Genomic DNA, 18,399 nt, shown 5'->3' with positions numbered 1-18,399 from the left:
AAAGAACTGTTGAGTCTTTAAATAAACAATTTCCTCGCTTCCTTCACATCGTGAACGCGAAGGATTTTTGCGCCGAGTTTTAAGACTTTTCGGTGAAGTTCCTGGGTTTCTTCATTGATGTCCAAAGGCGATTTTCCGAGCGGTTTGTAGATGAATGATTTTCTGGAGATGCCGATTAACACAGGGAATTTCCCAAAACCAATTTTATCCGTATTGTCCAAAAGTTCGTGCTGATTTTCCACCGTTTTCCCGAAACCAAAGCCTGGGTCTAAAATAATATCCTTTACGCCCAATGCCAAAAGCTCTTCCGTTTTTTTGGAAAAATATTTGTTGACAGCAGTGGTAATGTTCTGATAATCAATCTTTTCGTGCATTGATTCGTAGGAAGGATTGATGTGCATCAGGATGTACGGCATCTTTGTTTCTGCCGCCGTTTCAAACATTTGTTCGTCAAACTGTCCGCCTGAAATATCGTTAATAATCTCTGCACCCTGCTGAAACGCAAACTTCACGGTTTCAGAGTAAAACGAATCGATGGAGATGGGAATTTCGGGGAACTCATTTTTAATGAGCGAAATAATTCTGCCGAGCCTTTGCATTTCGTCCTTCGCCGAAAGTTTTTCAGCGTTCGGCCTTGTACTTTGCGGCCCGATGTCAATGATGTCCGCACCTTCCGAAACCATTTGCTCAGCGTGCTTTAGCGCAAATTTTTCTGTGTTGAATTTTCCGCCGTCCGAAAAAGAATCCGGCGTAATGTTTAGGATGCCCATAATTTTCGGCGTGGAAAGATTTAGCAAATTTCCGCTACAGTTCAGCGAAAAATGAGAATCCGGCGTGTTCAGAAATGTGTGCATTTCGCAAAAATAAACATTGCGCCAAAATTCCTTATTTTTGAAAAATCAACAAAAACGATGCTCAATACAAGGCTTCAGTTCGATCAGATTATTTCGCGGTGCAGAGATTTGTTCAGCAAAAAACTTCAGGATTATGGTGCTGCTTGGCGTGTTTTGCGGCTGCCATCGGTTACCGATCAGATTTATATCAAGGTGAAAAGTTTGCGGAATTTTCAGGAGACTGGAATTTCGAAGGTCGGTGATTCTCAGGAAGATAACTTCATCGCCATCGTCAATTATTCAGTGATTGCCCTGATTCAGCTGGAAATTGGGGTGGCGGAAAACCTGGATTTCAGCAGGGAAGAAATTCTGGCGCTTTACGATAAATTTACCAAAGAAGCGGCCGAACTGATGGAGCGGAAAAACCACGATTACGGAGAAGCCTGGCGTGAAATGAGAATCTCATCCATCACTGATTTGATTTATCAGAAAGTATTGAGAACCAAGCAGATAGAAGATAATTTCGGGAAAACTTTAGTGTCGGAAGGTCTGGATGCCAATTTTTTTGATATGCTGAACTATGCGGTTTTCTGCCTAATTCGGTTGGATGAAGATTCGCAAAAATTTAAACCAAATTTTGCATAAATGATAAAAGTGCTTCGCGTCATCATCGGTTTGATTTTCGTGGCTTCAGGCTTTGTAAAGGCGGTGGATCCTGTGGGATTTTCTTTCAAAATGGAAGAATATTTTGCGCCAGGCGTTTTTAATCTCCCTTTCCTGATGCCGTTTTCACTCATTTTTGCAGTGCTGATTTCCACGGCAGAAATGCTTTTAGGCTTGGCTTTAATTTTTAAGATTAAACTAAAATATACACTGAGATTTTTAATGGCATTGTGTATTTTCTTTGCATTTCTCACATTTTATTCCGCTTTTTTTGATAAAGTTACAGATTGCGGCTGTTTTGGCGATGCGATAAAATTTACACCTTGGCAAAGCTTCATCAAGGATATTATCCTTCTCGCCGCCTTGATTATTTTATGGTTGAATTACCGTAAAAATTTCGATGAAGAAAGGCCGCTGAATTTCGCAATGCCTGCATTTTTAGGAAGCGTGGCAATTGCTGCGATTGCCGTTTATTTCGGTATTCAGCACGAACCGCTGATTGATTTTCGTAATTATAAAATCGGGACAGATCTGAAGGAAGAGAAGGAGAAAATTGCGCTGGAAAGTATGGAGTGCGAAACGCTTTTCAAACTAAAAAATAAAAAATCCGGAGAGGTAATCGAGAGGAATCAAGAGGAATATTTAGGTGATAAATCCTTGTGGGGAGAAGATTCTCAGTGGGAAATTTTTGAGACGGTGAATATTACGAAATCCACAGGATATCAGTCGGAAATTTCAAAATTCATCATTTTGGATTCTTCGGGTGAAGAAATTACTGACAGGATTTTGAATGCGCCAAAAGCCGTCATTCTTTTTTGCTACAATCCGAGAAACGCCGATAACCTGCTGATTAACAGAACCTGGAGTAAAATTTTGCGTGAAGAAAACGCGATGAAACTGCCGGTTTCTACGGTACGGAATTTAATTCCAGGCGTAGAAAATGCAACGATGGATGGCACGGCGATAAAAACTATTGCGCGGAGTAATCCTTTTGTGCTAACTTTACAGAACGGAAAAATCGTGGAGAAGCGCTCTGCGAAAGACTACATTAAAAACTGATTATGCAAAAATCAAACAAATCGATTGCCGGCTATCATTTGCTGATGATCCTTTCGTCGGTTGATGGCGAATTTGCGCCGGAAGAAGGGATGATGATTCAGGAATACCTGGCAGAAGAATTTCCTTTCAGGATGAATCTGGATAATGAGCTGGAGATAATTGCCACGCTGCATCCTGAGGATTGGAAAGACCATTTCGAATTTCACGCCCGCTGCTTTTACGACGATTCCACGGAAGATGAGCGCAAAAAATTTGTGCAATTTGCCAAAACTTTGATTAAGGCCGATGATTCCGTTTCAAATGATGAGCACCGTTTTTACAAGCTTCTGAAAAACCTTTGGAATTACGAATAATCTGATAATCAAACACTTACAAATATGAGAAAGAAAATTGTAGCTGGAAACTGGAAAATGAACAAGGATTTTGCCGGAGCAGAATCTCTGATTAATGAAATTACGGAATATTTAAAAAATAAGCCTTCAAATTGCGAAGTTTATATTGCGCCACCTTCACTTTTTACAGCATTGGCTGTGGATTTAGCGAAGGATTCTTCCGTGAAAGTTTTCACGCAGGATATTAGTGCGCAGGAAAGCGGCGCCTTCACCGGAGAAATCTCTGCAGATATGGTAAAATCGGTGGGTGCAGAAGGTGCAATTGTCGGGCATTCTGAGCGCAGGCAATACCACGGAGAAAGCGATGGAAATTGCAGCAGAAAAGTTAAAATGGCTTTGGATAAAGGCCTTACGCCGATTTATTGCAACGGTGAGACTTTGGAGCAGAGGAAGGCTGGGCAGCATTTGGAGGTTGTGAAAAAGCAGACCGAAGAAGCGCTTTTCAATCTTTCGGCAGACGAAATCAAAAAAGTGGTAATTGCCTACGAACCTGTGTGGGCAATAGGAACTGGTGAAACTGCAACGCCGGAACAAGCGCAGGAAATTCATTCGCACATCCGAAATCTGATTGCGGAAAAATATGGCAGTGAAGTTGCCGATGAGGTTTCGATTTTGTACGGTGGCTCTGTGAAGCCGGATAATGCGAAGGAAATTTTCTCTCAGCCGGATATTGATGGCGGTTTGATCGGCGGTGCAGCGTTGAAATCGGAAGATTTTTCAAAAATTATCAAAGCATTTTAATTGAATTTCCGAAAGTCCCTCACCAAAAGTTTGGGACTTTCTTTTTGTATAAATTGAACTGGGCAGATGCAGTATTTAGAATTCCGCTTTGAAATTTCGCCAAAAAATCCGTGGGATGAAATTCTGATTGCAGAATTGGCAGAAGTTGGTTTCGACAGTTTTGCAGAAGATGGCGATGCGATTTTAGCTTATATTCCTAAAAATGAATTTGATAGAAAATCGCTGGATTCATTGAATATCTTTCAAAATGATTCGATTGAAATTTCGTATGATTGTCAGGAAATGCCAGACATCAACTGGAATGAAGAGTGGGAAAAGAATTTCGAGCCGATCGTTGTGGAAGATAAGGTTTTGATTCGGGCGGAGTTTCACGAGCCACAGTCTGCTATGCACGAAATTGTAATCCAGCCGAAAATGTCTTTTGGCACCGGTCATCATCCCACAACTTACCTGATGCTTCGCCAAATGCTGCAAATGGATTTTGCCGGGAAAACGGTTCTGGATATGGGCTGCGGAACATCCGTGCTTGCAATATTCGCGAAGCAGCAGGGCGCAGAAAAGGTGCTTGCCATTGACATTGATGAATGGTCGGTGGAGAATTCCCGGGAAAACGCAGCGAGAAATCGGGCGGAAATTGAGATACAGCAGGGCACCGCTGAAAATTTGGGCACGGAAAAATTCGACATCATCTTGGCGAATATCAACCGCAATATTTTAATCTCGGACATTCCGGCTTACACCAGGGTTCTAAATTCCGGCGGACAACTTTTGCTGTCCGGAATCTGCTATTTCGATGAGGCTGATATATTGGAAGTCTGCACGGCTAACGCATTGACTTTCAATGAGAAACATCAAAAAGAAGAGTGGATAAGCCTGCTGCTCGAATATTAATCGTTCAAAAACTGCATCAAATCGATGAAGTTTTTCTGATTGATTCCATGGCCAGCCACATACTCCCGAAAAGTGAAAAAACAGCCCAAATCGTAAAGTAAATCCGCACCTTTTCTCGCCCATTCTAGCGGAATTACGGCGTCTTCAGTACCGTGAGAAACGAAAAATCTCAGGTGCTGAAACTTCTTTTTGTTTTTTTCAATATTTTGCAAAATTCGCATTTCTGGATAGCAGCTCAGTAATATGACTTTCGCAAAAATTTCCGGATTTTTTAAGGATAATGCATAAGACAAAATTCCGCCCTGCGAAAATCCTGCAATATGCGTTGGTGCATTTTCGATGCCGTAAAACTTTTTAATCTCGGTGATTTTTACCAAAATAGCCGATAAAGATTCTTCCGCCTGTTCAACATCGATAAAGCGTTCCGCACTGCTAAAATCAATGTCATACCAGCAAAATCCTTCGTAAGGCGTATTTCTTGGCGCACGAAAACTCACGACAATCCAGTCTTTCGGAAGTTCCGGCGTGAACGAAAATAAATCCTGCTCATTGCTTCCGTAGCCGTGAAGTAGAAAGATTATCGGTGTATTTTCCGTGATGTTTTCAGGCTCACGAACCAAATATTTCAAGTCCATTAGATTGCTTTTACAATGAAATAATTTTTCTTCCCTTTCTGCAGCAGCAGGAATTTTCCGTCAATCAAATCGCTTTCTTTCGCGGTGAAATCAGCGGTGATTTTCTGTTTGTTTACGGAAATAGAATTGCCTTTCAGTTCTCTCTGTGCTTCACTTTTTGACTTCAGGAAGCCGGATGTTACGCTTAATAAATCCGCAATATTTTCGCCGATTATTGAATTTTTCGCAATTTCCTTTTGTGGAACGCCGTCGAAAATTTCCAGGAATAATTCTTCGTCCAGACTTACCAAATCTTCCGCTGTAGATTTTCCAAAAAGAATATCCGAAGCCTTCACCGCTTTCTCCAGCTCTTCTTCGCCGTGTACCCAAATCGTTACTTCTTCCGCAAGTTTGCGCTGCAGTTTTCTTTCGTGTGGCGCTTCTTTGTGCGTAACTATCAGATTTTCAATCTCTTCCTTGGGCAAGAAAGTATAGAATTTTACGAATCTTTCCGCATCTTCATCCGTTGCATTCAGCCAGAATTGGTAGAATTTGTAGGGCGAAGTTTTCGTCTTATCAAGCCAGTAATTTTCGCCGCTTTCAGATTTTCCGAATTTCGTTCCATCCGATTTGGTGATGAGCGGAACCGTCAGCGCAAAGGCTTCGCCCTGAGTTTTTCGGCGGATGAGTTCAGTTCCAGTGGTAATGTTTCCCCACTGATCTGAACCACCCATTTGTAATTTCACATTTTTTTCCTGAAAAAGATGAAGGAAATCGTAGCCCTGAAGTAATTGATATGTGAATTCCGTAAAACTCATTCCTTCTGCACCGCCTTCACCGGAAAACCGCTTCTTCACGCTATCCTTCGCCATCATATAATTTACGGTGATGTTTTTCCCGACATCCCGCGCAAAATCCAGGAAGGAAATATCCTTCATCCACTCATAATTGTTCACCAGTTCAGCGCTGTTTTCAGAGTTTCCGCTAAAATCCAGAAACCGCGAAAGCTGCTTCTCAATGCAGTCCACATAATGTTTCAGCGTGGCTTCGTCCAGCAAATTCCGCTCGGAAGATTTTCCGGAAGGATCGCCAATCATTCCCGTTGCACCGCCCACCAAAGCTATCGGTTTGTGGCCGTGCCGCTGAAAATGCGCCAGGATTTTTATCGGGATAAGGCTGCCGATGTGCAGGGAGTCAGCCGTAGGATCGAAGCCGATGTATCCGGTCGTCATTTCCTTATTCAGCTGCTCTTCGGTTCCTGGCATCGCATCGTGGAAAAGTCCGCGCCATTTCAGTTCTTCTATAAATGGATTCATTTTTTTCAATAATTGATAGGTGATGAATGGTGGTTGACTTTGCAAGTTGCTTAAAATCAGATCGTTAGGTTTTCCTAATATTTTAGGCTAATTGAAAATCTCAATCATCAGGTTTTATAAATGCAAAAATGCAAATTTCCAGTGGAAATCTGCATTTTTTTGTGAGCTCGACAGGATTCAAACCTGTAACCTTCTGAGCCGTAATCAGATGCGCTATTCAGTTGCGCCACGAGCCCGAATTTTGGTTTGCAAATATAGCACTTTTTACTTTACTTTGGCAAATGAAAATCAGATTTTTTTTCCTTTTTATTCTCATTCTATTATCAGGCTGCAAAAAAAAACAGTCCGAGCCCAATAATTATTCACTGCAAATTTCTGAAAATCTGTATTTTACTGAAACGGATACTAAGCTCGTCATACATTCTGGAAAATTTAAAACTGAAATAAAAAAGTCCGATCTGCCGCTCAAAAAAATCGTGCTCCTCAGTTCCAGCCTTACAGGGTATATCGCCGAGCTTGGTGGCGAAAGTAGAATTACAGCTATCGCGAGTCCAGAATACATTTACTCGGAGAAAATTACCGGAATGTTGAATTCGGGAAAAATACAGGTGGTGGGCAACGAACAGAAATATGATCTGGAGAAGATAATTGCGCTGAAGCCGGACGCGGTTATTACTAATTATATTGAAATTTTTGAGAATTCTTACCGAATCCTTCGAGAAAACGGTATAAGAATAATTTTCCTTGATGAATATCGGGAGAGCGATCCGCTTATAAAAAGCGCGTATTTAAAGGTTTTTGGTAAATTATTCAGCCAGGAAAAGTTGGCAGATTCTGTGTTTGCGGAGGTGAGAAAAAACTATGCTATTTATAAAAATGCTGCTTCTAAGGCAAATAATAAACCGAAGATCATCGCCAATGAAATGTATGGGAATCAGTGGTTTATGCCAGGCGGAAAAACTTTTGCTGCAAAATATTTTAAGGATGCCAATGCTGATTATTTTTTGAAAAATAATGACGAGACCCGCAGCATTCCGCTCAGTTTCGAGCAGGTGTTTTCAGAGGGCAGCAATGCAGAAGTATGGGTAAATGCTGGGAATCACAGGAGTAAAAAGGAATTGCTGGCTGCAAATCCCAACTATGCGCGGCTGGAAGTCTTTCAGCGGGGCAGAGTATATACGATAGGGAAGAGGCAAAGAGCTAAGGCGAATGACTATTTCGAGAGTGGGGCGGTAAGGGCGGATCTGGTGCTTCGGGACTATGTGAAGATTTTCCATCCTGAACTTTTTCCCAACGACTCGCTGGTGTATATGCAGAAAATCTCAGACTAAGCCAAAGCTGCAAGAGTTTTATATTTGCACCTATGTTCAGGTTTATAAGAAGAATAATTTGGTTACTGATCATTCTCAATGCTCTGGCGGTAGTGCTCGGGAGGTACTTCAACCCGCCCATTACCATTACCCAGATCAGCGCTTTCGCGGAGTACGGCAGGCTGCAGCGCGAATACATCCCGCTTTCCGAGATGGGAACCAATGTGCAGAAAGCTGTGCTGGCTTCCGAAGACCAGTCTTTTTTTCAGCATAATGGTTTCGACCGCAGGGAAATTCAGGCGGCGATAGAGCACAACCGAAAGGGCGGGAGCCTACGCGGCGGCAGCACGATCTCCCAGCAGACGGCAAAGAATGTATTTCTTTGGCAGAAGCGAAGCTGGATCCGGAAGGGGCTGGAAACTTTTTACACCTTTATCATAGAAAAATTCTGGGGCAAGGAGGTGATCCTGGAGCGCTACCTGAACTGCATTGAAATGGGGCGTGGCGTATTCGGCGTGGAGGCTGCGGCAAAATATTATTTTGGAAAAAACTCGAAAGACCTCGACAGAAGCGAGGCGGCGTGGATAGCCGCGGTGCTCCCGAATCCCAGAAATTACGACCCCAAAAACCCCGACGGGAAACTCGCCTGGAAACACCGCTGGATTTTGCGGCAGATGCAGACCGTCAGCTTGAAATAATTTACCTTTGCCAAATGGCCAGCCGGAATATTCTTCGCCCTGATTTTGACGCAGTTTTGCGGAGGTACTTCAGTTTTGGGAATGAGTCCCAGAATTTAGAACCGCTTTCGCAGGTGCTTAGGGCTGTCAAGCGTGCGGATTTTCAGGAGGTGGTTTCTTTTCTTCGCGATAATGAAGATATAGCCGAGAATTTTTCTGCCTATCTTCATAATATCTTCGGAGGGAAACCATTCACACTCTCGCTTACGGAGGCGAATATTCTTTCGGAAACTGCATTCATCAGTGAATTCAAAAAACGCCTGCTAAACACCTTCATCCCGCCGGTGGAGGATGAGGAAACCGTGTGGCATGTGGTGGATACGGTTTCTGTACGCCCGAAGCAGGACCTGGCCTATTTCAGGGCAATTTCCAGAGAGCAAGCGGATGATTTTTTTAGGCTGTTAAAAATTGATAAGATTATTTCCCGCCCCGAAGTAAAGCAGCAGATACTTTTTTCTATGGAAGTACTTGCCTGGCGGGCGATAGGCTCAGCACTCGATCAGGAAATTTTCCATATGGTACCGGAGTACCGCAGCTTTGATAATCCCTTCATCGCCCTGCAGGACGAGCTTTCAAAACTGGTGAAAATCTTTGAAGAAGACCCCGGTTTAGAATTAAGTTCACAGGATGAGAACCTGAAGCAGATAAAAGTGTATCTCACACAGTGTGAGGAGTTTGTAGATAATGCTTTCAAGAATGCCTCGGTCTACGGCATTTCCGGGAAAATCAACCAGTCCCTGCTGAAAATCCGCCAGATGCTGAAGCGCATTTCCGAATGTCTGGATTTACTGGTGATAGATTCTGAGGAAGATGTCTTAAGAAAATCTCAAGACCTGGTGATGAACATCATGGAATACAAATCTCACAGGAACAACCTTCGGGAGCTGGCCAACGACAGCACCCGCCTCATTTCCCACCTTATTACCAACCACACCGCGGAAACCGGCTCGCATTACATCACTGCCACTGCCGGTGATTATTTGAAAATGTTCTGGAAGGCGAGCGGAGGCGGCGTTATCGTCGGCGCGCTCTGTATCCTGAAGCTGCTCTATGGATTCGCGGAAACCAGCGAGTTTGGTCACGCCTTTTTGTACTCGCTAAACTATTCTATGGGTTTCATAATGATTAATCTTCTAGGGTTTACGCTTGCGACTAAGCAGCCGGCGATGACGGCCGCCGCCCTGGCTAGGGAGCTTTCCGAGGGCAACAATACGGAGAAGAACTTCCGTGGTTTTGCGCATACGGTGGCGCGGCTGGTGCGAAGTCAGTTCATTGCATTCGTGGGCAATGTGCTGTGGGCATTCCCCGCGGCGCTGCTGCTAATCTATGGGCTGGATGTACTTTTTACCCTGAACTTTGCTGCGCCAAAGGCTGAAAAGCTGCTGGCAGACCTGAATCCTCGGGAAACGAAGGTGGTGCTGCATTCCTGCATCGCCGGGGTGTTTCTATTTATTTCAGGAATTATTGCGGGGAATGTTGGCAATAATTCTGTGTATTACCAGATGCCGAAGCGGCTTGCCAATAACCGCATTTTGATCACCCTGTTCGGGAAGCCTTTTGCTGAAGGGGTTTCAAGATATTACGCAAAAAACTGGGCTGGGATAATGTCTAATTTCTGGTTCGGTATATTCATGGGGATCACGGCGCCGGTAGGGCATTTCCTTGGGCTTGATCTGGATATCAGGCACATCACCTTCGCAGCGGGCAACCTTGCGCTAGGGCTCTACGGACATGATTTTATTGTGGAAAATAGCACTCTTTGGATCAGTATTTTTACTGTATTCCTGATAGGATTTCTAAATTTCGCTGTAAGTTTTGGCCTGTCAATGATTTTGGCGATGCGCTCCAGGGAAATCGATGCGGCAGATTTTGGCGAAATTAACTCGGAAATTTTTAAATACTTCATAAAAAAGCCTGCCCTGTTCTTCCTCCCGATCCAGACCGAAATGGATAATAAAACCGGCGCCGCTGCAGATGAATTTTCAAAAAATTAATAATTCGGCAATTCTTTCTTTGCCATATTTTTCCTGAAGAATTCCCAGGTATTGAGATTTTCGCATCCGAAGCTCGTGTCGCAAGAGGGGCGATCTTAGCTTCAGCAGAAGGCTACCTTCCCGTATGCTGATCCTTTCAATCTCGCCCTGCAAACCGCTGCGGGGCAAGCTTTGAAGAAAATCCTTGATTTCAAATGCAAATAATTTATTTTCAAACTGGTGGTTCTGCGCGAAGGTTTTCACCAGCTCAGACGCTACGAATTCTCTTTTCTTTTTTCGCATTAAAAACTAGAATTAATTGCCGATTTCGAAAATGACAGATTGATCACTTATTTTCCTTACCATCTTTTCCGTGCGCTCTCTGTGCGTATCGGTGATGAAAATCTGGCCGAAATTTTCCTGGTTTACCAGCTCGATTAGCTGTGAAACTCTGCCGTCGTCCAACTTGTCGAAAATATCGTCGAGCAGAAGTATCGGCGTTTTTCCAGTGAGCGATTTTATCGAGTTCATCTGGGCTAATTTCAGCGCAATCAGGAAGGATTTTTGCTGTCCCTGCGAACCGATTTTCTTGATTAATTGCCCATTCATTTCGAAAAGCAAATCATCTTTGTGGATGCCTTTTGAAGTGTGCGTCAAAATCCGGTCTTTATCAAGATTTTCATCTAATAATTGCTGGAAAAATTCTTTCGCATTGCTGTTATTCTCCGTTAAATCCGAACTGTAAGTAATTGATATTCTTTCCTTTCCACCCGAAATGATGTCGTAATAATTCTGAATAATCGGCAGAAGATTTTCGATGAAAATTTTTCTTTTGGTAAAAATTTCAACACCGTGATTCATTAAAGGTTCATTGTAGATTTCTAAAGAATCCGCATCAAAAAAACGATTTTTCGCAAAAGACTTTAGCAGGGCATTTCTCTGCTGTAGCGTTCTTTGATACTGGATTAGATGGTGGAGATAAGTTCTGTCGGTTTGAGAAATTACTGCATCCAAAAATTTTCTTCGGCTTTCACCGGAATCGGAAATCAGGTTAGAATCATAGGGTGAGATGAGAACGCTGGGCAAAAATCCAATGTGATCGGCAATTCTGTCGTAGGCTTTGTCGTTTTTTTTGATGGTTTTCCGCGAAGAATTTGGCTGCTGAATTTTGATAATGTTGTCTTTTTCATCATCAAACACCATTGCATCAATCGTAAAAAAATCCGTTTTTTCTTGAATATTATGTAAATCAGAATTATTGAGAAAACTTTTTCCCATCGAAACATAATGCAGCGCATCCAGAATGTTCGTTTTTCCGGCGCCATTATTTCCCACGAAACAATTAATCTGCGGCGAAAACTCAAACGATTTTTCCGAATGATTTTTGAAATTAATTAAAGAAAGTTTGCGGATGATCATTAGCTTTTCAGCAATTCAAGCAGTTTTTCCGGATCCTGTCTTTGATCCCAAAATGCGAGAATTCTTACCTGATTTGTTTTCAATTGATAAACTAATCCGAAGTTTTCAATATGCAGCATTCTTGCATCGAAATTTTCTATCAAAGTTCCGATTTTTGGATGAAGTTTTAATGTGTTTAACTTGTTGTTAATCAGTCCGTTAAGTCTATTTGAATAGTTAGAATTTCCATTTCGTTTCTTCCAATATTTAACAATGTCTTTTCGCTGATTAATTGCAATTTCCGACCAAAAAATTTCTATTTCAGCCATTCTTCAGCCATTTTCTTTACTTCGTCGTCTGTTGAAAATCTCCCATTTTTAAAATCTTCTTCAGCAAGTTTTAGTAATGAGATTTGTGCATCATTAAGTTTGATTTGTTGCGAATTTTCTAATTCTGATTCCAACAAATCATCCATTTTTTTTAATTTCTCAACATCGGATGTTCGAGAAATTTTCTCAACAATTCTCTTTCGTAATGTCAGCAAATCTTCCATCGCAATTTTTTGTAAAGATAGCAATCCAAAACCGAAATGCGGCACGGATTTTATTCCTAATTTTAGCGCAGCGGTTTTTCCGCGAAAAATTGCCGGGAATGAACAAATACCTCCTAATCTTTATACTATTTTTTGGAATAATGCCAGTTTTCGGACAGAATTTCTACGAACAACAATGGAAAAAAATCGAGAGCAATTACAGGGAAGGCCGCTACAAAAATAACCTTCCGCTGATTTTGGAAATTCAGGAAAGAGCCCTGAAAGAAGGCAATTCGGCGGAATTAATCCGTTCGCTGAAATCGGAATTCAGCATCGTGAACAATACTTATGATGACGAGAAAAATGATGTGGCTACGCAGTTTTTCACGAAACTTAGCACTGTGGAAAAGCAGCTGAAAAATCAGGATAGGTTGCTTTACAAAGTTTTGCTCGGCTCGTTTCTCTACGAATATTATCAGGAAAATAAGTGGAAGATTAACCAGCGGACAAGCGTTGATAATCAGGATGTTACACAGATTGAAACCTGGACAAAAATGGATTTTAAGAATCATCTTCTGAAATCTTTCAATGAATTGGAGGCTGAAAAGCCACAGTTGCAGAAGGTGAGTTTGAAGCCTTATCAGAAAATTTTTCAGGATGATTTTGATTTAGAATTCACGCCAACTTTAGCCGATTGGGTTGCAATTCAGCAGATAGAATTTTTGGATGACGATCAACTTTTCACAGCGAACGAAATTAAGGCTAATCAACAGAAAATCAATGAGATATATGATGAAAGGATTGCCGAAAATTCAGGAAATGCCAAGTTGAGATTTCAGCATTTGCAGTTGAAATTTAATTGCGAAAAGCAAAAGTGCAAGGATGAAATTGCGCAGCTTGAGTGGCTTTATAATTCTGGCGGAAAAAATGATTACAAAATTTTTATAGCGGAAAATATTGCCAATCTTTATCGTAGAAAAGGAGAAAATATAAAGGCACTTGAAATTTTGGAAAATGCAAAGAATAGCTTTAAAAATTCAAAATACATCAATATTATAGTAAATAAAGAAAATGATATTAAGCAATCAACTTTAACGCTTGATTATGAGCTTGTTACGAAAAGTGACAAGCCAATTCATCTGGTTGCAGAACATAAAAATCTTGAAAAATTTACGCTGAATATTTTTCAGGTAGCTGATGCAGAAAGTTTTAAAAATCATCTGTTTCATAATTACAAATTCCCTATTTCTTCCGTAAAGAAAAAACTTTATACAACTGAAAATTTTACACTTCCTTCGAAGAAAGATTATAAATCCTACAAAACTTCACTGGAAATTCCGGCATTGCCTTCAGGGATTTATATTGCTGAATATCAAATAGATAAAGAAAAAGAGCAATTTTATTTCATTGCTTCGGAATACAGAATTATTGAAATTGCACCAAGCGTAAATCAGCATTCGAAAATTTATCAACTTGTAAATCGAGAAAATGGAAAGCCGGTTCCAAATATTCCGGTCGAAATTTTTAGAGATGTAAAAACAGGGAAAGTTTCCACGATAACAGATGAACAGGGAAGGTTTTCCTTTGCTAGCGAAAATTATTACGGTTTTGAAGGATTCGTAAAATTTAGAGGAAATAATTTTGAATTGTATAATTTTAGTAGTCACAAATTTTACAGTGGAAATTATCCAAATTCGCTAACTCAGATTTTTTTAGACAGAGCGATTTACCGCCCTGGGCAAACGGTTTATTTTAAAGTAATTAACACAAAACTGAATGGCGAAAAAGAGACGGTAAACGCCGGGGTTTCTCAGTCGGTTTCGCTGCTTGATGCCAATCGTGAAATTCTTCAAACTAAGGAATTTACGGCGAATGAATTTGGTTCTTACAGCGGAAATTTCGTTTTGCCGCACGGAAAGTTGAACGGGTATTTTTCCATAAAAATCGGTAATGAATACAAAAGTTTCAGGGTTGAAGAATATAAGCGGCCGAAATTTGAGGTGGCTTTTGAGCCGCTGAAAAACGAGTACAAATACGGCGAAACCATTGAACTGAAGGGCAACGCTGCGAGTTTTTCAGGTGTTCCGCTTAGCAATATCGCCGTAAATTTTGAGATTAAAAAGCGGAATATGCGCTGGCGTTATTTCCCGTGGTTTGAGCCAAGGGAAGATAATGAAAATTCAATTCTCGGCGAAACGAAAACCAATGAGCGCGGCGAATTTACAATAAAAATCGACCTGAAAAAAGATGAATCGCTGGAGGGAATTCAGGTGGATAATTTTGAAATTTTAGCGGATGTAACGGACATCAACGGTGAAACGCAGAGCGCAACGAAAACGATAACCGTAGCCAGCGTTTCGCATTACATTTCGGCGGAAAACCTCGGGAAAATTTTCAGCGGTGAAGATGCTAAAATAAAAGTAGAAACCAAGAATTACAGCGGTGAAAATTTACAGAAACCTTACCAAATCAGGCTGGAAAAACTGAGAGAACCGCAGCAGATCTTCCGGGAAAATTTCCGTAGCGAAATTCAGGATTTGCCAAAAATGAGCAGGGAGGAATTCGTAAGAAAATTCCCGAACGACCGCTTCAGCAAGGAAGATTTGACGGAAAACTGGCCTACTGAAAAGTTAATTTTAAACAAAACCCAGCAGCCGTCCGGCAATGCGGAAATCTCGCTGGGTGAGTTGGAAGCCGGAACCTACCGCCTGGAATTTTTCAATGTGGAGGGCAATGATACCATCCGTACGACGCAATATTTCACGGTGTGGGATAAAGCCGGGAAAAATTTCCCGCGCACAATGCTGGAAGTTTTGCCCGAGAAAAAATCCTTTGACCGAGGCGAAAAAGCACGCATTTTCGTTTATTCATCGGTGCTTGATGCTCAGCTGAAAATATTTCTACAAAACGGCGACGGAAATGTAAAACCGCACGAGATTGCGATGAAAAACGGGCTTTACGAATATGCCGTGGAAATTCCGAGGGATGAGAAAATAAAATCCTTACAGCTTGATTTTCAAATCATTGCGTTTAATGATTTTCAAACAAAAACCCTAACGCTGCCGATTAATCAGGAAGATAAATCGCTGAAAATTGAGACAGTAACTTTCCGAGATAAAATCGAGCCGAACTCAAAAGAAAAATGGACGGTGAAAATTTCCGGGCAGAATTCCGAGAAAATAAATGCCGAAGTTTTGGCTACGATGTACGACAAATCGCTGGATAATTTTTCGCCTAACTATTTCAATTGGAGGAAGTTATACCGTGATACAGCACGATTTTATTCCTATGGAAATTCCTGGCAAAAGCTGGAAAAAAGTTATTGGAGGAAAAATTTTAAATACCTGGAAACTTACAGGATTTCCGAGCCGAAATTCCGCTGGTTTAATGAAGGCCTGGAGTACGGAAATGCTGTGGCTTACAGTGCCAATGTGATGTATCAGGCGGCGCCTGCTCCAATGAGTGTCGGCAAAAACAGGACGGCAAAAACGATGGCTTACGCAGAATCAGCGAGAGATCTGGCGGAAACTAAGAAAACGGATTTTGCCGAGAAACCTGCTGATTTAGAGAAAGTTAAGGTGCGACAAAACTTGCAGGAAACGGCATTTTTCTACCCAAATCTTCTTACCGATCAGGATGGCAATGTGCATTTTGAATTCACTTCGCCGGAAGCTTTGACGAAATGGAAGCTGATGTTCTTGGCGCACACCAAAGATGCCCGTGCTGCCACGCTGGAAAAGGATGTGGTAACGCAGAAGGAATTTTCGGTGACGCCGAATTTCCCGAGATTTTTGCGGGAAAATGATGAGATTCAAATTCAGGCGAGGATTTCAAATCTTTCGGCGAAGGCCTTGAGCGGAAGTGCGCAGCTGCAAGTTCTGGATGCCTTTACCAATGAAAATATCACGGAAAAATTCGGGCAGAATTTAGTTCAGAATTTCTCGGTGAATGCCGCGGAAAATAGCGTGGCAAACTGGATTTTAAAAGTGCCATACGGCGTAGAATCTGTGGTTTTAAAAGTGGTGGCAAAGGCTGGAAACTTTTCGGACGGCGAACAGAATGCCGTGGCAATTTTGCCGAACAGGATGCTCATCACCGATGCTCAGCCGATTTTCGTGAAGCAGGGTGAGACGAAAACTTTTACCCTCAAAAATTTAGCAGAAAACCAATCTGCCACCGCTTCAAACTATGCGAACACGCTGGAACTTACCACCAATCCAATTTGGGAAGTAATTTTAGCGCTGCCAAGCTTGAAAGAAGATGCAAATATTTCGGCAGATGTTCAGTTCAACAAATGGTTTGCCGATGTTCTGGCGAGTAAAATTTTTAAACAAAATCCACGGTTGCAAAAGGTTTTTGAAGAATATCAATCGAAAGATTTGCTGAAATCCAACCTGGAGAAAAATCAGGAACTGAAGCAGCTTCTTCTGGAAGAAACACCGTGGGTGTTCCGCAGCAAGCACGAAGCGCAGCAAATGCAGGATTTGGCGAGGCTTTTCGATGCTAATACGATGCGGCAATCCATAAAGACCGACTGGGATGATCTGATGAAATGGCAGAATTCTGACGGTGGATTTTCTTGGGTGAGGAATTCGCCGAGCTCTTATTATGTATCGGTTTACATCCTGAAAAATTTGGGCAGAATTTACGAATGGCTTGGCGGAAATCTGGCGGAATATCAGGCTGGAAGTCAGCGAAAAATGGTGGAAAAACTGGTGAAATATGTTGAGAATGAAGCGCTTAGGTACTACGATTTAGAAAAGAAAAATGTTTGGAATAATTTCGTGCTGGATTATCTGGATGCACGGCATTATTGGGAAAAGGAATTTCCGCTGAAAGGGAAGGGCGCACAGCTGAAAGCGCTGATTATTCAGAAGGCACCAAAAGCGGAAATCCGCGATTTTACTTTTTACGGATTGCACCGTGCTGCGCTGCTTTTCGATTTTTACGGGCTGAAAACGCAGTCGGACAAACTGATGACTTACCTGAAGGAAACCTCGGCGGAAACGCAGACGCAGGGCGTTTACTGGAAGGAAAATCTGAACAGCTGGGGTTGGTATTCATCTAAAATCGTGAATCATTCTGGTGCGCTGGAAGCCTTCCAGAAACTTCGGCCGAAGGATGAAAATTTCATCGAAGAACTGAAAATATGGCTGATAACGCAGAAGGAAGTTTCAAGCTGGGATACCTCGAGAAGCACGGCAGAAGTGATATTCACGATAATGAACAGCGGTAAATCCTGGACTTCGCTGGAAAGCGATAAGGCTACAATAATCTGGGGCGGCAAGCCATTAGCAAATCCTGACGCGAAAGCTACGGGCTATATCAAAACGACGGTGAAACCTGAGATTATCGACAAATCTTTGGCGGAAGTTACCGTTACAAAACCAGGTGCAGGAATTGTGCAGGGCGGCGTTTTCTGGCAGTATTATGAGGATTTGGAAAAGGTAAAATCGAGCGAGAATTATATTTCAATCACGAAGGAAATTTACCGTAAAATCAATACGGAAAATGGCGAGCAGTTGCAAAAAATTTCTGAGCAGACACCGCTGAAAATAGGCGACAGGATATCCGTACGATTGATCCTGAATACCGACAGAAACCTGGAATTTGTGCACCTGAAAGATATGAGGGCGGCAGGTTTTGAACCTGTGGATGTGCTTTCCGGCTATCATTGGAAAAATTCGCTGGGCTACTATCAGAGCACGAAGGATGCGAGCACGAATTTCTACATCCAGTATATGCCGAAAGGCCGCTATGTGTTTGAGTATGAGTTAGTTTGCAATGCGGCGGGCAGTTTTAGCAACGGTTTCAGCACGCTGCAAAATTACTACGCACCGCAGATGAATGCAAGATCGAAAGGCGAAAGGATTTTTATAAGTGATAAATGACGATTAATACCTAATATGAATGCTTGATGCTGAAGCACAGATGTAATTC

Annotated in this window: 16 protein-coding genes and 1 tRNA gene; 9 read left to right on the top strand and 8 right to left on the bottom strand. The window is 42.0% G+C overall.

Annotation, left to right across the window (positions count from 1 at the left end):
* Positions 1–17: 17 nt before the first annotated feature.
* Positions 18–854 carry a dihydropteroate synthase gene (gene folP, locus IMZ16_RS03045; protein WP_227411552.1) on the bottom strand — a complete coding sequence of 279 codons (837 nt, stop codon included), beginning with the start codon at positions 852–854 and terminating at the stop codon, positions 18–20.
* 57 nt (positions 855–911) lie between these two features.
* On the opposite strand from folP, the gene IMZ16_RS03040 reads away from it, so the two are divergent.
* The 5 genes from IMZ16_RS03040 to prmA all read left to right on the top strand — a co-directional run bounded on the left by IMZ16_RS03040 (position 912) and on the right by prmA (position 4,579).
* Positions 912–1,478 (top strand): DUF1599 domain-containing protein, encoded by a 567-nt coding sequence (locus IMZ16_RS03040; RefSeq protein WP_193440441.1) that lies wholly within the window; start codon positions 912–914, stop codon positions 1,476–1,478.
* Positions 1,479–2,555, top strand: a complete 1,077-nt coding sequence (locus IMZ16_RS03035; protein ID WP_193440440.1) for a BT_3928 family protein — start codon at positions 1,479–1,481, stop codon at positions 2,553–2,555.
* A gap of 2 nt (positions 2,556–2,557) precedes the next feature.
* Positions 2,558–2,908 carry a tellurite resistance TerB family protein gene (locus IMZ16_RS03030; protein WP_193440439.1) on the top strand — a complete coding sequence of 117 codons (351 nt, stop codon included), beginning with the start codon at positions 2,558–2,560 and terminating at the stop codon, positions 2,906–2,908.
* A gap of 24 nt (positions 2,909–2,932) precedes the next feature.
* The gene (gene tpiA / locus IMZ16_RS03025; RefSeq protein ID WP_193440438.1) at positions 2,933–3,688 is read left to right on the top strand and encodes a triose-phosphate isomerase; all 756 of its coding nucleotides are present in this window, start codon (positions 2,933–2,935) and stop codon (positions 3,686–3,688) included.
* A 66-nt stretch (positions 3,689–3,754) separates the two neighbouring features.
* Positions 3,755–4,579, top strand: a complete 825-nt coding sequence (prmA, locus tag IMZ16_RS03020) for a 50S ribosomal protein L11 methyltransferase (protein WP_193440437.1) — start codon at positions 3,755–3,757, stop codon at positions 4,577–4,579.
* On the opposite strand, the gene IMZ16_RS03015 is transcribed toward prmA, so the two are convergent.
* The 3 genes from IMZ16_RS03015 to IMZ16_RS03005 all read right to left on the bottom strand — a co-directional run bounded on the left by IMZ16_RS03015 (position 4,576) and on the right by IMZ16_RS03005 (position 6,745).
* Positions 4,576–5,214, bottom strand: a complete 639-nt coding sequence (locus tag IMZ16_RS03015) for an alpha/beta hydrolase (RefSeq protein ID WP_193440436.1) — start codon at positions 5,212–5,214, stop codon at positions 4,576–4,578. The two genes, prmA and IMZ16_RS03015, sit on opposite strands and share 4 nt — an antisense overlap.
* A complete protein-coding gene (gene tyrS / locus IMZ16_RS03010; RefSeq protein WP_193440435.1) occupies positions 5,214–6,509 on the bottom strand; it encodes a tyrosine--tRNA ligase in 1,296 nt (431 codons plus the stop codon). Before tyrS ends, IMZ16_RS03015 begins: the two co-directional genes overlap by 1 nt.
* 162 nt (positions 6,510–6,671) lie before the next feature.
* Positions 6,672–6,745 (bottom strand) — tRNA-Arg (locus tag IMZ16_RS03005).
* Between the two features lie 45 nt (positions 6,746–6,790).
* Between IMZ16_RS03005 and IMZ16_RS03000 the strand changes: the two genes are divergently transcribed.
* Genes IMZ16_RS03000 through IMZ16_RS02990 form a run of 3 tightly spaced genes read left to right on the top strand, consistent with a single transcriptional unit; the run spans position 6,791 to position 10,550 of the window.
* Positions 6,791–7,840 (top strand): ABC transporter substrate-binding protein, encoded by a 1,050-nt coding sequence (locus tag IMZ16_RS03000; protein WP_193440434.1) that lies wholly within the window; start codon positions 6,791–6,793, stop codon positions 7,838–7,840.
* Positions 7,841–7,872: 32 nt separating this feature from the next.
* A complete protein-coding gene (gene mtgA, locus IMZ16_RS02995) occupies positions 7,873–8,517 on the top strand; it encodes a monofunctional biosynthetic peptidoglycan transglycosylase (RefSeq protein ID WP_193440433.1) in 645 nt (214 codons plus the stop codon).
* A 14-nt stretch (positions 8,518–8,531) separates the two neighbouring features.
* Complete coding sequence (locus IMZ16_RS02990) at positions 8,532–10,550, top strand: recombinase (RefSeq protein ID WP_193440432.1); 2,019 nt, start codon at positions 8,532–8,534, stop codon at positions 10,548–10,550.
* On the opposite strand, the gene IMZ16_RS02985 is transcribed toward IMZ16_RS02990, so the two are convergent.
* The 4 genes from IMZ16_RS02985 to IMZ16_RS02970 are packed head-to-tail and all read right to left on the bottom strand — an operon-like array spanning position 10,539 to position 12,480.
* Positions 10,539–10,832 carry a DciA family protein gene (locus IMZ16_RS02985; RefSeq protein WP_193440431.1) on the bottom strand — a complete coding sequence of 98 codons (294 nt, stop codon included), beginning with the start codon at positions 10,830–10,832 and terminating at the stop codon, positions 10,539–10,541. The genes IMZ16_RS02990 and IMZ16_RS02985 overlap by 12 nt on opposite strands.
* Before the next feature lie 12 nt (positions 10,833–10,844).
* A complete protein-coding gene (gene recF / locus IMZ16_RS02980) occupies positions 10,845–11,948 on the bottom strand; it encodes a DNA replication/repair protein RecF (protein WP_193440430.1) in 1,104 nt (367 codons plus the stop codon).
* On the bottom strand, positions 11,948–12,256 hold the full coding sequence (locus IMZ16_RS02975) for a type II toxin-antitoxin system RelE/ParE family toxin (protein ID WP_193440429.1): 309 nt from the start codon (positions 12,254–12,256) through the stop codon (positions 11,948–11,950). Before IMZ16_RS02975 ends, recF begins: the two co-directional genes overlap by 1 nt.
* Complete coding sequence (locus tag IMZ16_RS02970) at positions 12,244–12,480, bottom strand: hypothetical protein (protein WP_193440428.1); 237 nt, start codon at positions 12,478–12,480, stop codon at positions 12,244–12,246. The genes IMZ16_RS02975 and IMZ16_RS02970 overlap by 13 nt, the downstream gene beginning before the upstream one ends.
* 140 nt (positions 12,481–12,620) lie before the next feature.
* Between IMZ16_RS02970 and IMZ16_RS02965 the strand changes: the two genes are divergently transcribed.
* The gene (locus IMZ16_RS02965) at positions 12,621–18,350 is read left to right on the top strand and encodes an alpha-2-macroglobulin family protein (protein ID WP_227411551.1); all 5,730 of its coding nucleotides are present in this window, start codon (positions 12,621–12,623) and stop codon (positions 18,348–18,350) included.
* The last annotated feature ends 49 nt before the right edge of the window (positions 18,351–18,399 follow it).

Origin of the sequence: Cruoricaptor ignavus (assembly GCF_014961145.1) — a bacterium.
Lineage (GTDB): Bacteria > Bacteroidota > Bacteroidia > Flavobacteriales > Weeksellaceae > Cruoricaptor > Cruoricaptor ignavus.
Note: the sequence above shows the minus strand (reverse complement) of the source record. Positions and strands in the feature narration are given on the sequence as shown.